Genomic DNA, 13,082 nt, shown 5'->3' on the forward strand with positions numbered 1-13,082 from the left:
TACGAGTCATTTGGATTCGTATAGAGATTTTTTTGTAGGGAGCATTTGTTCGACGTCAGAAAAGCCCCCAAATAAGCTGCTTTGAGGTTGCAGTTTTACTTCCACAATACTTCTCGTGTGCAGTGCATTGTTATTCTATATTTGCGAAGAAACATCTGCGCGTGACAAAGGGCACAGAACTGCTTTTATTGTGGTCAGTGGAACTGTGTCAGCAACTGCTCGATGGAATATGGCATTTTTCGGAAGGAGAAGATCCGGCAGGATTGGCTTGACGGTAAGAGAAATGTTGTTTGGGCTGGCAAGGAAATTCCACACCGGGCATAGAAAAAGGTGTGTCCTGCAAATAGCAGTGCCAGTGGAATAATGGCGGACTGGAAGAAAAAGCAACAAACAAAAATAGGGGACTCGATTGATTGTCAGGATAAATGTCCCGAATCCTGTCGAGAAAATTTTGAATTGTGAAAGCGGGTGGGGGCAAGGTGTCGTTAAATTTTGATCGTTGAGAAACTTTACTGCACGATATTTGTGTTGGCGTCGTAAGACTACACTGGACAACTGTCCCAACGCTAGGTTATAATATTGCCGTGAAAATTGTACTTTTATATCTGACGGTTGTGAATTTGGCTGCCTTCTGTTTGATGGGGAACGATAAGCGTCGCGCCCAAAAACATCAATGGCGGATCCCTGAACACACCTTGTTTGCAGTAGCACTTGCGGGCGGCAGTTTGGGCGCTATTTTTGGGATGTACTTTTGGCGTCATAAAACGCGGCATTGGTACTTTGTCGTCGGCATGCCGCTGATTCTGGCAGGGCAGTTGGCGATAGCTGTTTGGTGGGGAGGTGTTTCCCGTGGGATTTGGTCTTTTTAAAAAGAAAAAAGAACCGTCGCTTTTGACGCCCCCACTCGGTATGGGACGTGAAGACATCCGAACGCAGAGCAGTATTTGCACCGGGGAAACATTGGTGGGATTTCTAGAGCCCAAAACCAACCGGTTGCTTCAAGCGGTTGTGGTGAGAAATGAGACCGATCTTGCGGATTACTACCGCAGCTACGGATATGAACCGCCAAGGCAAAATTGATAAAAAAGAAACAATCAATGCTTGATATTTTATTAACTTTGTGAGGTATTTTGCGTTTTTGCCTTGCTTCGCATATTTTTTGCGCAATTCGGCGGCAAAGTGCACGCATACTTTGCAAATGCAAAAATGGAATGCTATAATGAATCCGTAAGTGTAAAGCAGAGTGACTCTGCGTGAATGATATGGAGGTCGTTTTCTGTATGTCCATTTTTGAAAAGTTCGAAGAAAAGCTGCGGGCCGAATCCAAGTCCATCGTGTTTACCGAAGGTACTGATGCACGTATTCTGTCTGCTGCCAGCCGTTTGCTGGCTGGCAAAACCCTGCGCGTTATTCTTCTGGGCGAGCCTGAGGCCGTGAAAAAGGCAGCGGCAGAAGGCGGCTTTGATATTACCGGTGCCGAAATTCTCAACCCCGTAAATTATGAGGGCTTTGAGGAAATGGTCGCCAAAATGGTGGAACTGCGTAAAGGCAAGATGACCGAAGAGCAGTGCCGTGCGGCGTTGTCCAAGTCTAACTACTTCGGCACCATGTTGGTCAAGCAGGGAAAGGCGGACTGCCTGTTGGGCGGTGCAACTTACTCTACCGCAGATACCGTTCGTCCGGCATTGCAGCTGATCAAGTGCAAGCCCGGCATTAAGTCGGTAAGCTCCTGCTTCATCCTGATGCGTGGTGACGAAAGCATCGCTATGGGCGACTGTGCTATCAACATCGATCCCAGTGAGGACGAAATTGTGGAGTCCACTGTGGAGACGGCTCACACTGCTTCGGCTTTCGGCATTGAGCCCCGTGTGGCGCTGCTGTCCTATTCCACGAAGGGATCCGGTAAGGGCGAAACGGTGGACAAGATGCGTAATGCAACCCTCCGCGTGCAGGAAGCGCATCCCGAACTGATGGTGGACGGCGAGCTGCAGTTTGACGCTGCGGTGGCACCGGAGGTTGGTCAGCTGAAGGCTCCCGGCTCCAAGGTGGCCGGTTATGCCAATACCTTCATTTTCCCCAACATCAATGCCGGTAATATTGGTTACAAGATTGCCCAGCGTTTGGGTGGTTATGAGGCCTACGGCCCCATTCTGCAGGGTCTGAATGCGCCCATCAATGACCTGTCTCGTGGTTGCAATGCCGAGGAGGTTTATAAGATGGCGTTGATTACTGCCGCGCTGATCTAAAATATTTTTGCATAAAGCAAAGGGCTCCCGAAATAATCGGGAGCCCTTTTCGCTTGGCCATGGGCACTCCTATAAAATAGTAAAAGCTCGGATAACTCACAGAGTTATCCGAGCCTTTTTAGCCTATTGGAATAAGAATTAGTACCGCAGATGCTGGGGATCCAAAGACTGTAGGACCGGCAGCATGGCAGCGGCCTCAGCGCGAGCAGCAATGGGGTCCATCATCAGATAGTTGCCGCATTCTACAGCAGAGGCTCCGGGAATTTCACTGTCATACTCAGCCATCCAAGCAAAGGCGTTGCGGACCAGATCCAAGGCCTCTGCATCGGTCAGGCCGGTGGTCAACAGGTAAAAGCCGGTTAAGCAACCCATCGGTCCTACATAGACGACACCCTTGCTGTATTTGCTGTTGCGTGCATAGGTGGCAAACAAATGCTCTAAGGTATGCGCAGCGGCCGAGGAGAGGTATTGCCCTTGGTTGGGGCGTTTCATACGAATATCCCAAGTCAGAATCTCACCATTCGGACCATCCTGACGGGAAAGATACATACCCGGCAAAAGCTTGGTATGATCTACACAGAAACTTGCAATCCGTTCCATTGTATTTACCTCAATCCGGCATAGCCTGCACTACACCGCGGGAGCAATCCATCGAAACCATCATGCCATCCTTCAAGGTGCGCGTGGCATTGGTGGCACCAACGATTACGGCTTTGTCCAACGTCAAGCCTACAATAGCGGAATGGCTGTTCGTACCGGCTTCTTCCGTGATGATGCCGGCAGCATCACGCATGAAGGGGAGTGCTGCGTTGGTGGTGAAAGGCACTACCATGATCTGGCCGGGCTTGAACTTCTTGGCGGCTTCAGCAGCGCTGCGGCAGATGCAGACTTCACCTTTGGCGTTGTGCTGACCGATGCCAACACCGGCCAACAGGGTGTCGCCCACCATGTGAATCTTAATCATATTGGTGGTGCCGGAAACGCCCACAGGAACACCAGCGGTTACAACAACCAAATCGCCAGAATGAATCAGGTCTGCCTTTTCAGCGGCGGCCACCGACATGGAAATCAGTTCATCGGTCGAGTTGGCGTAGTCCATCAGCAACGGCGTTACGCCACGATAAATGTTCATCTGACGGCGAGTGCGCTCATCCAACACGCAAGCGATAATCTGCGTATCGGGACGGAAACGGCTCAGCAGACGTGCGGTTTCGCCGCTCTTAGAGGCAGAGATGATGGCGGAAGCACCAATGTCCGCTGCGGTGGTGCAGGCTGCGTGACCGACAGCGGCGCTAATGGTCAGATGGGAATCGTGATCATTGGCATGGTGCACCAGATTGTCAAAGCTGGAATCGGCCTCAGTGGTTTCTGCAATGGCGGCCATTGCTTTCAAAGCCTCAACGGGATATTTGCCCGCGGCCGTCTCGCCGGAGAGCATGACCGCACCGGTACCGTCATAGATGGCGTTGGCAACGTCGGTGATCTCGGCACGGGTAGGTCGGGGGTTCACAATCATGGAATCCAACATCTGAGTGGCCGTAATGCAGATTTTGCCGGAGCGCATGGCACGGTCAATCAGGTGCTTCTGGATGGCGGGGATTTCTGCAAAATCAATCTCAACGCCCATATCACCGCGGGCGACCATGATGCCGTCCGCCACGGTCAGGATCTCATCAATGTTATCGATGCCTTCCTGATTCTCGATCTTGGCGATGATGCGCATGGTGCAGTTGTGCTCGTTCAGCAAATGCCGAATTTCCATGATATCCTGCGCGTTGCGAGTAAAGCTAGCGGAGATCAAATCAAAGCCTTGCTCAATACCAAACAGAATATCATTGCGATCCCGCTGGCTCATATAGGGCATCGACAGATGCACGCCAGGAACATTCACACCCTTTTTGGTTTTAATGACGCCGTCGTTCTTGACGGTGCAGTGAATATCAGTATCCGTTACATCGTCGATAGAAAGTTCGATCAAACCGTCATCCAACATGATGCGACCACCGGGCTGTACATCACGGGGAAGATCTTTATACGTAACAGAGCAAATTTCGTTCGTGCCTTCCACTTCCCGGGTGGTCAGGGTGAACTTCTGTCCGCTGGTCAAGTTCTCGGTGCCGTTTGTGAACACGCCCAGACGAATTTCAGGTCCTTTGGTGTCCAACATGGCAGCGACCGGCAGATCCATCTCTGCGGTCAGGGCGCGCAGCGCATCCAAGCGGCCTTTATGCTCCTCATAATCACCGTGGGAAAAATTGAAACGGGCAACGTCCATGCCGTTTTCCAGCAACTGACGCAGGATACCGGGCTTATCGGTAGACGGACCCATTGTACAAACGATCTTTGTTTTACGCATATACATATGCCTCCATGGATTCTCAAATCTTAAACACTATACAGCGTTATTATACTACAATCGCGCATAGGCAGACAAGTCTTTTTCGGTGTCTTTTACTCATATTTTGCGCATCTTTCACGACAAGCTTATGGGCTTAAGAGAAAACAAATTTATCGTTTTACATTTTCTATGGTTTCGGTTATAATGTATAACAAAGTGGTATATTATACCCTTTCCATTTACACAAATATAGGAGAGTATCACGATATGGCAAAGCGAGTATTTCTCATCGTGTTGGATAGTTTTGGCATTGGAGCGGAACCGGACGCAGCGCAGTTTGGTGACGTGGGGGCCAATACGTTGTCTGCCATCGCGGCGCATCCCAATTTTAAGGGAGAACATCTGGCAGAGATGGGGCTGTTTCATCTGGACGGCGTCACCTGCGGAAAGCCAGCCGACCATCCCATCGGCAGTTTTGCCCGTCTGCGGGAAGCCAGTGCAGGTAAAGATACAACAATCGGTCATTGGGAGATTGCCGGTCTTTTGAGCGCTGAACCGTTGCCCACTTTCCCGGACGGATTCCCGCAGGATTTGTTGGATGCCTTTACTGCGAAGACTGGCTACAAAGTGATTTGCAATAAGCCCTACTCGGGTACGGAAGTTATTCGGGATTACGGAGAAGAGCACGCTAAAACGGGTGCCTTGATTGTTTACACTTCGGCGGATAGCGTATTTCAGATTGCCGCAAACGAAGCCATCGTACCGGTAGAAAAGCTGTACGAGATTTGTGCGCAGGCCCGAGAACTGCTTGTAGGCAAGTACGGGGTAGGCCGTGTCATTGCGCGCCCATTTGTCGGGGATTGTGCTGCCAACTTTACGCGTACGGCTCGTCGTCATGACTATAGCCTTGTACCGCCGCAGGATACCATGCTGGACGCACTACAGGCTGCTGGAAAGGCGACCATTGGCGTAGGCAAAATCCATGATATTTTTGCAGGAAAAGGGATCAGCGAGACAATTCGAACCAGTGGAAATACGGAGGGGCTGCAGGTTACACTGGAATTGGCGGATCGCGATTTTGAAGGTCTGGCCTTTGTCAACCTTGTGGACTTTGATATGCTGTATGGCCATCGCCGGGATGTGGCGGGGTATGCGGCTGCGGCGGCGGAGTTCAATGATTGGCTGCCGTCGTTCTGGGCTAAGATGCGCCCCGGTGACTTGCTGATGGTGACGGCGGATCATGGATGCGATCCGAGCTATACTAAAACGACCGACCATACACGAGAGTATGTACCGTTCTTGCTGTACGGCGATGAGATTCGCCCCGGTGTGAACCTGCATACACGGTACAGCTTTGCCACTATTGCCGATACGGTTTGCAAGAGCCTGAACGTTCCGTATTGCCCGGCTGGCTGCGGAGTGTATGATGAAATTCGTAAGTAAAATGCCGCTTTTTCTCTTATATGCTTTAGCCGCGGCGCTGGTTGCCTATTCGGTCGGTCTCGCCCTTACTAGCAACTTTAATATGGGCAACCTGATGGTTTGGCTGCTGGCTGCTGCGGTTACGGCTTATGCGATCTGGCATAAACCGCTCCATGCTTGGTTCCACGGTTCCATAATAGGCAAAGTGGTCTGGTGGATTTTGCTGATCGGTACGATTGTTTATGCGCTGCTGATTGGCTTTGTGGCGGTAAGCGGTTATTCGCATCCTCCCTCAGGGCAAGAAAAGGTTATGATCGTTTTGGGGGCCGGACTTCGTCGTGACCAACCGAGCACCTTGCTGCGTTATCGCTTGGACAAGGCCTATGCCTATGCGATAGAGCACCCGGATATACTGGTTGTGACCAGCGGCGGGCAGGGACGTGATGAATGGGTGCCGGAAGGGCAGGCTATGCGCGATTATCTGGTGGCCAAAGGGTTGGATCCGGAACGGGTGGTAGCCGAAAATGCTTCCACTTCTACAGAAGAAAACTTTGCCTTTTCGCTGGAAATTTTGCGAGAGCTTGGCTATGATGAAACGACACCGATTGTGTATGTTTCTAATGCATTTCATTGCTATCGGGCAGGGCGCTACGCTGAGCGAGCTGGTTTTACACAAACGACGGCGCTGGCGGCTTCTACACCGTGGCGGAGTGTGTTGCCATGCTATTTGCGAGAGGCTTTGGCGCTTGCTTACTATTGGGTGTTTAAAACGTCTTCCAGCGGGCCTATGCATGCGCTGGTAGGCTTTTTGGATTTGAATAAGCAATTTTTTTATAAGTAGGAGGGGACTGCTATGCAGATCCGCTATTATAAGGAATACAGTCGTTATCTGAACCGGGAAATGGAGTTTAAAGCCTATGGACATGCGGGCCGGCCTATTATCATCTTCCCGTGTCAGAGTGGTCGCTTCTATGATTGGGAGGACCGGAATATGTGCCAGATTGCGGCACCTTGGATTGATAACGGCAAACTGCAAATTTTTACGGCAGACAGTATCGACCCGGAAAGCTGGGATAACCATGGACCGGAGCGCCCGCGTATCGAGATGCAGGAGCGTTGGTATAATTACATTTGTGAGGAACTGACCCCCCGAATTCTGGAAATTAACCGTGAGCAAGGGGAGGATCATACCGGTCGTGTACTGGTGGGCGGTGCCAGTATGGGCGGTGGTCATGCAGTGAACTTTTATCTGCGGCGTCCCGATCTGTATAATGGCACGATTGCATTGAGCGGTTTGTACTCTTCCCGGATGTTCTTTGGAGAGTATATGGATGATCTCGTATATCGCAATTCCCCTTGCGACTATATGCGGAACTTCCCTATGAATCACCCCTATAAAAAGCTCTATGCACAGGCGGATAAGTTTATTATGTGCTGTGGGCAGGGAGCTTGGGAAGGGGAGCTGCTGGCCTCTACCAAAGAGCTTCAAGCCATTCTTGAAAGCAAAGACATCCACCCCATTGTAGATATCTGGGGCACAGATGTTTCTCATGATTGGCCCTGGTGGGAAAAGCAGTGGACGTATTTCCTGCAGATGACGCTGGGCAATCCGTAAGCCTTTTGCTGTGTACGAAGGAAACTTTCTATGGATTTTTGGCATGATGCAGCACTGCAAAAACGATGGCTGCGCCGTTTTTTGCTGCTGACCGTTGTGTTGTTGCTTCCGGTGGTTGTGCTAGCCGCGTATGCGCGACCTTCAGCGGATGATTATGTATATGCGGCGCGCACGCATGCGGTGGTGCAACAGTATGGGTTTGACTTGCCGCGTTTGTTGGCTGCTGCATGGGAGACGACTGTCTACTTTTTCCAGAATTGGCAAGGACTGTATGTGTCCGGCTTTTTGTTGGCTTTGCAGCCGGCAATTTTTGGAAACCAATGGTATGGCCTGACGTTGATTTGTGTGTTGCTTCCGCTCTTTCTGTGTTTGTATGGGGCGGCGCGGCTGGTTATTTTGCGGTTGGAACCGGCTCAAAAGCGATTGCCATTGGCATTGGCGGTTCTGTTTTTGTTTGCCTTTGTAGAAGGAATGCCGTCGCCGGTAGAGGGGCTATATTGGTTTAATGGAGCCATGAACTATCTGCCGTATTTTTCCCTTGCGGTTCTCAATGCCGGGATGGCATTTGCGCTGAGTCTGCGCGTACGGATTTCCCGGAAAAGACGGATTTTCTTTGCTGCGGCAGGAGTTGTGTTGGGCTTTATAATTGGCGGCGGACATCAAGTGGTAGGGGAATTGAATATCCTGCTGCTACTGCTGATTACGGTGCTGACAGTTAAACGGAAAAATTTCTGGACTTGCCCGGCATTGCTGGCGGCAGGGATTGGCTTGCTGATCAACGTCGCAGCTCCCGGAACCCATGTACGTACGGAAGGGTTTGCGCAAGCGGGCTTTTTGGAGGCCGTGGTTAAAAGCTTTGTGTTGGCCATCATGCAAGGGATTCGTTGGCTGGATGTGCCGTTGGTATGCCTTTTGATTTTGTTAGCATTCCCGTTGCGTAGGTTGGCGCAAAGTCAAGTGCTTTCGGACCGAGCGTTCCGTCATCCGTGGGGCGGGCTTGCCGTTACTTTTGTGTTAGTTTGGGCAATGATCTTTTTGCCGTCCTATACGATGGGGGGCATTGGTGCCGGACGTTTGCTGAACGTGGTTTGGATGACTTTCATTCTGGGGCTGTCTGTATCTGAGTTTTTGGTGTTCGGATGGCTGGAACGGGTGCAGGGATTCTCTTTGACTCCCGCGGAGCACTTTTTGACGCGCCATGCGGGGATGTTGCCTAAACTGGCCGTGGCCATGATGGTGTGTATGGCTTGCATCGGCAGCCATACAGTTAAGGAAGGGCAAGACAACTATTTTGCCACCAGTTTGGAAGCCGCGTATGAATTGGCGAATGGTCAGGCGTTTCGTTTCGCGAAAGCATTGGATGAAAGAGAAGCATTGCTAGAGGATGAAAACCAGCGGGAGGTTGCAATCACACCGCTTGCAGCAGAAGACCGACCTTGGTTGCTATATTATACAGATATTTCCGTCGGACCAGATCTGTGGGGATTGACCCCTTATTACGGAAAAGACTCTGTTGTAGTGGTAGCCAATACAAAAGAATAAAAAAACGGCACAGCTTTTGGCTGTGCCGTTTTTTTGTAAGTGAGTCATAGAAGGGCAGGAAACAACAATTATGCCCGTTCTTGTACATACCGAATAAAAGCGTCTCGTTCGTTACGGGTACGCAGGTTGGCGGTATACATTCGATCTCCCATATCCAGACGTAAAGCTAAAGGCAATTCGTCGCACATTTTCATGCGACTGCCATAGCGAGCCATGATCTGTTCGTGAGAATGTTTGTAGGTGTGGCAGTCCCGCCGAGACGCATAGGCGCAATAATATTTGGGACCGTTGAGATCTAAATTACGGACTTCGTCATAGCAAACCATGTCGGCCCAAATTTGGTAGCAATCCACCGAGTTGGCGTAGTTGATCATATCAGGGGTGTAACCACCGGCGGGACGCATGTTGACTTCCAACGCGACATAGTCGCCCTTTTTGCCAAGGCCCGGTTTGTCCTCGTTGAGCTGGAAAAATTCGCAGTGAAAGAAGCGGCTCTTAGCACCGAACGCCTTAATGGTGCGAAATCCGACGTCCTTCAGTGCGGCCGGGACGGTCTTTTGCGTCCAATAGGCAAGGTCGCCTTTTTGGCTGACAATGTCGAGAAGCGGTGTGGGAAAAACGTTGGAAGTGTAGAAAAGAGGGACACAATGAGAGTCGGTTACGCCGTCAAAACTGACAATGGTGCCGTTAATGTACTCCTCCATAATATAGGAAACACTGGGAAGCTTGGCAAAAAAGGCTTTTAAGTCTTTTTCGTTTTTGAGTTTGTAGGTGGCTTCCGCGCCACAGCCGTTGTCTGGTTTTACGATAACGGGGTATCCCACCGTGCCGATAAAGTTCCGGGCGGCATCGATGGTGGTGACCATGTGATGCCGCGCGACGGGAACACCGGCGGCGCGATAACTGTCCTTCATCTTGCTTTTAAACTTGATGCGTTGAATGAAATCGTTTTGTGCACCCGTCGTAATATTAAAATCGGTGCGCAACTGGGCGTCCATCTCCAGCCAATACTCATTGTTGGATTCTAACCAATCAATTTTTCCGTAGTGGAAGGTGAAATAGCCCACCGCACGGACCATTTCATCGTAATTGCCCAGATTATCTACGCGATAATACTCTGTTAGGCAATCCTTCAATTCATAGGGGATTTCATCAAAGGGGGCGTCGCCAATCCCCAGCACGTTGACACCGTTGCGGCGAAGACGATCACAAAAATTCCAATAGGTTTTCGGAAAATGCGGGCTGACAAAAATAAAATTCATCTATGCGATGACTTCCTCTCTCACAAAGGGATTTACACAAATTGGTTCTGCGCAGGATCATATTCGTATCCTACCTCTGCAAGAGCCGCACGCAGAGCTGCTTCATCGGCGCTCTCCTCTTCGCAGAGAAGTGCCAAACTGGCGTAAGAATCACGCAGCTTGGTGTTGACATAACTTAATAAAATAATCGGATCGCTGGGTAGCATGGAACGGCTCCTTATAAGTAAAAATGCCAGAAAAGAGAAAAAGCCGGTCACGCGACGTGACCGGCAATTTTTCTTTCCAATCAGACCGCGCGGGTAACTTTACCAGAGCGCAGGCAGCGGGTGCAGGCGTAGATATACTTCGGGGAACCGTCCACGATCGCCTTCACGCGCTTGACATTGGGGTTCCAAGTACGGTTGCTCCGACGATGAGAGTGGGAAACCTTAATACCGAACGTGACACCCTTGCCACAGCAAGAACATTTGGCCATAATTGCTTGCACCTCCTTTTCAATAGCTGTACTATTATAGCGAATATTTCGCGGAATTGCAAGCCCTTTACATAAAAAAATTGGACTTTTTTTGCATTGCAACGCATTTGGAGAAAATGACGTCGCACACAATAGGCGAAGCGTCAGGCAGGGGCTTGTTTTGCGCCATTTTGTACGATATAATAAATTGATATTCTAAATAGGGTGGTGTTTGTCTTGAACGGCTTGCTGACACCGTACGAAATTCTACAGTATTTGATTCGCGCGGTGGTGGTGCTGATTGCCATTCCTTTTCACGAGGCTTCGCATGCTCTCGTCAGTCATTGGTTAGGGGACGACACGGCTGTCCGTGCTGGAAGACTATCCCTAAATCCCATGCGTCATTTTGATCCTTTGGGTGCACTGTGTATGCTGGTGGGTGGCGTTGGATGGGCTAAGCCGGTGGGGGTTAATCCTCGTAACTATAAAAATCCCAAGGTGGGAATGGCTATTTCCGCAGCAGCCGGTCCGGTCAGTAATTTGCTGCTGGCGTGGATTTCCATGATTTTTTATAAAGTGGTGATATATAGCGGAATCGCAGGAACTTTGCCGCCGCTGATGCTTTTTGGCTATGATATGGTGGTTATGAATCTCAGTTTGGCAGTTTTTAACCTAATCCCAATTCCACCATTTGACGGCAGTCGGATTATCCTGCTATTTTTGCCGCAGCGGCTGTATTTCAAAGCCATGCGGTATGAGCGGTATATCATGTTGGCGGTGCTGCTGTTGGTGTTTTTGGGGTGGCTGAGCGGACCGCTGTCTATGGTGGTAAACTTTTTGTGGGGCCGTATGGTGGAATTGACGGCGTTTGTAGAATGGTTCTGGGGGTAACTTTGCAGGAAACTCTAACTTTTAAACTGGAAGATTTTGAAGGGCCATTGGATCTGTTGCTGTATCTGGTGGGAAAAAATAAAATGAATCTCTATGATGTCAATATCATGGAGTTGATTGACCAATATACTGCGGCCATTCGTACTTTGCAAGCCAACCGTATGGATGTGTCCAGTGAATTTATTGATATGGCGGCCCACTTGGTGCAGATGAAAAGCGCCCTTTTGCTGCCGCGCAGCCCGGAAGCAGAACGAATGAAGGCGGAATTGACCGGGCGCTTGATTGAATACAGCGCTTGCAAAGAAGTGGCGGCTCAACTTGGAAGCCGAGCGCGGGATCTGTATACAGCGGTACGGCAGCCGATGCCTCTGGTAGGCGCCGCTGAATATACCCGTCGTCACGATCCAAACCTTTTGGTACAGGCTTGGTTCAATCTAATGGGCAGAAGTTTGCGTAAACGCAAGCCCACTCAGGACCGTTTTGAGCCCTTGGTAACCGCACCGTTTGTTTCGGTGGCCAGTCGGGTATCACATATGCTGCGCGGCATTTTACGGGGAAGCTTGCACAAGATGAGTCAGCTTTTCAGCCGGGAAGAAAGCCGCAGCACCAATGTGGCCACCTTCTTGGCATTGTTGGAGTTGATTCGTGCTGGCCGTATCCGCATTGATGACAACGGTACGTTGGATTTGGATCGAAGCCACCACAGACGAAAGGAGGGCAATGCCCGTGAATGAAGCGCAGCAGATTGGCGCGCTGGAGGCGATGCTGTTTGCCCATGCCGAACCAGTAGAAGCAGAGCGTTTGGCAGATGCGCTGCGGCTTTCGACTGTAGAGACGCAGGAACTTTTGGAGCGTTTGCAGCAACGCTATGATGAGCAGGAAAGCGGTCTGACGTTGCTTCGGTTTGAACCGGATCGCTGGCAGATGACTACGAGGCCCTATTATGGCGAAATGGTCAAACGTATTTTGGATACTCGCCGTAACGCGCCCTTGTCACCCGCAGCTTTGGAAGTGTTGGCGGTTATTGCTTATAACCAGCCGGTGTCCCGCAGCTTTATCGAGCAGGTACGTGGTGTAGATTCTTCTTCCACCGTAACGAAACTGTTGGAAAAGGGCCTTATTGAAGAGGCCGGACGGTTGGATCTGCCCGGAAAACCGGTGGCTTTTCAGGTGACGGATACATTCCTTCGGGTATTTGGTCTGGCGAGTTTGAGAGATTTGCCGCCTTTGCATGACGAAGGCGAGGCAGAAGCGTTGTCGGAAACTGCGGAACCGGCGGAAGAGGATAGCGAACAGCTGGAATGGAAGTGAG

15 protein-coding genes are annotated in these 13,082 nt (G+C 50.5%); 10 read left to right on the forward strand and 5 right to left on the reverse strand.

What is annotated here, in order from left to right; translation table 11 throughout:
- Nucleotides 1-584 precede the first annotated feature (584 nt).
- The 3 genes from Q0526_RS16240 to pta all read left to right on the forward strand — a co-directional run bounded on the left by Q0526_RS16240 (nucleotide 585) and on the right by pta (nucleotide 2,246).
- On the forward strand, nucleotides 585-869 hold the full coding sequence (locus Q0526_RS16240; RefSeq protein WP_298735897.1) for a DUF1294 domain-containing protein: 285 nt from the start codon (nucleotides 585-587) through the stop codon (nucleotides 867-869).
- Nucleotides 850-1,080, forward strand: coding sequence for a hypothetical protein (locus Q0526_RS16245; RefSeq protein ID WP_298735899.1), 231 nt, complete (start codon nucleotides 850-852; stop codon nucleotides 1,078-1,080). Before Q0526_RS16240 ends, Q0526_RS16245 begins: the two co-directional genes overlap by 20 nt.
- A gap of 200 nt (nucleotides 1,081-1,280) precedes the next feature.
- Nucleotides 1,281-2,246 carry a phosphate acetyltransferase gene (pta, locus tag Q0526_RS16250; RefSeq protein WP_298735901.1) on the forward strand — a complete coding sequence of 322 codons (966 nt, stop codon included), beginning with the start codon at nucleotides 1,281-1,283 and terminating at the stop codon, nucleotides 2,244-2,246.
- 138 nt (nucleotides 2,247-2,384) lie between these two features.
- Here pta and Q0526_RS16255 read toward each other — a convergent pair whose 3' ends face one another.
- Together Q0526_RS16255 and pyk are read right to left on the reverse strand one after the other, a co-directional pair.
- A complete protein-coding gene (locus Q0526_RS16255; RefSeq protein ID WP_298735903.1) occupies nucleotides 2,385-2,846 on the reverse strand; it encodes an S-ribosylhomocysteine lyase in 462 nt (153 codons plus the stop codon).
- Between the two features lie 10 nt (nucleotides 2,847-2,856).
- A complete protein-coding gene (gene pyk / locus Q0526_RS16260) occupies nucleotides 2,857-4,602 on the reverse strand; it encodes a pyruvate kinase (protein WP_298735906.1) in 1,746 nt (581 codons plus the stop codon).
- 249 nt (nucleotides 4,603-4,851) lie between these two features.
- On the opposite strand from pyk, the gene Q0526_RS16265 reads away from it, so the two are divergent.
- From Q0526_RS16265 to Q0526_RS16280, 4 genes are read left to right on the forward strand one after another with little or no spacing between them, the layout of a single operon-like run.
- Nucleotides 4,852-6,027: a phosphopentomutase gene (locus Q0526_RS16265; protein ID WP_298735907.1), complete on the forward strand. Its 1,176-nt coding sequence runs from the start codon at nucleotides 4,852-4,854 to the stop codon at nucleotides 6,025-6,027.
- Nucleotides 6,008-6,847, forward strand: coding sequence for a YdcF family protein (locus tag Q0526_RS16270; RefSeq protein ID WP_298735911.1), 840 nt, complete (start codon nucleotides 6,008-6,010; stop codon nucleotides 6,845-6,847). The genes Q0526_RS16265 and Q0526_RS16270 overlap by 20 nt, the downstream gene beginning before the upstream one ends.
- A gap of 12 nt (nucleotides 6,848-6,859) precedes the next feature.
- Nucleotides 6,860-7,621 carry an alpha/beta hydrolase-fold protein gene (locus Q0526_RS16275; RefSeq protein ID WP_298735914.1) on the forward strand — a complete coding sequence of 254 codons (762 nt, stop codon included), beginning with the start codon at nucleotides 6,860-6,862 and terminating at the stop codon, nucleotides 7,619-7,621.
- A gap of 30 nt (nucleotides 7,622-7,651) precedes the next feature.
- Entirely contained in the window at nucleotides 7,652-9,163 is a 1,512-nt protein-coding gene (locus Q0526_RS16280; RefSeq protein ID WP_298735917.1) for a DUF6056 family protein, read from the forward strand.
- A gap of 68 nt (nucleotides 9,164-9,231) precedes the next feature.
- On the opposite strand, the gene Q0526_RS16285 is transcribed toward Q0526_RS16280, so the two are convergent.
- The 3 genes from Q0526_RS16285 to rpmB all read right to left on the reverse strand — a co-directional run bounded on the left by Q0526_RS16285 (nucleotide 9,232) and on the right by rpmB (nucleotide 10,900).
- The gene (locus tag Q0526_RS16285) at nucleotides 9,232-10,425 is read right to left on the reverse strand and encodes an ATP-grasp domain-containing protein (protein WP_298735919.1); all 1,194 of its coding nucleotides are present in this window, start codon (nucleotides 10,423-10,425) and stop codon (nucleotides 9,232-9,234) included.
- Between the two features lie 32 nt (nucleotides 10,426-10,457).
- Entirely contained in the window at nucleotides 10,458-10,631 is a 174-nt protein-coding gene (locus tag Q0526_RS16290) for a DUF4250 domain-containing protein (RefSeq protein ID WP_298735921.1), read from the reverse strand.
- 80 nt (nucleotides 10,632-10,711) lie between these two features.
- Entirely contained in the window at nucleotides 10,712-10,900 is a 189-nt protein-coding gene (gene rpmB, locus Q0526_RS16295; protein WP_040917667.1) for a 50S ribosomal protein L28, read from the reverse strand.
- 207 nt (nucleotides 10,901-11,107) lie between these two features.
- Between rpmB and Q0526_RS16300 the strand changes: the two genes are divergently transcribed.
- Genes Q0526_RS16300 through scpB form a run of 3 tightly spaced genes read left to right on the forward strand, consistent with a single transcriptional unit; the run spans nucleotide 11,108 to nucleotide 13,081 of the window.
- A complete protein-coding gene (locus Q0526_RS16300) occupies nucleotides 11,108-11,770 on the forward strand; it encodes a site-2 protease family protein (protein WP_298735925.1) in 663 nt (220 codons plus the stop codon).
- Nucleotides 11,755-12,504: a segregation/condensation protein A gene (locus Q0526_RS16305; RefSeq protein ID WP_298735927.1), complete on the forward strand. Its 750-nt coding sequence runs from the start codon at nucleotides 11,755-11,757 to the stop codon at nucleotides 12,502-12,504. Before Q0526_RS16300 ends, Q0526_RS16305 begins: the two co-directional genes overlap by 16 nt.
- Nucleotides 12,497-13,081, forward strand: a complete 585-nt coding sequence (gene scpB / locus Q0526_RS16310) for an SMC-Scp complex subunit ScpB (RefSeq protein WP_298735929.1) — start codon at nucleotides 12,497-12,499, stop codon at nucleotides 13,079-13,081. The genes Q0526_RS16305 and scpB overlap by 8 nt, the downstream gene beginning before the upstream one ends.
- Nucleotide 13,082 lies beyond the last annotated feature (1 nt).

Source organism: uncultured Subdoligranulum sp. (genome assembly GCF_937890665.1).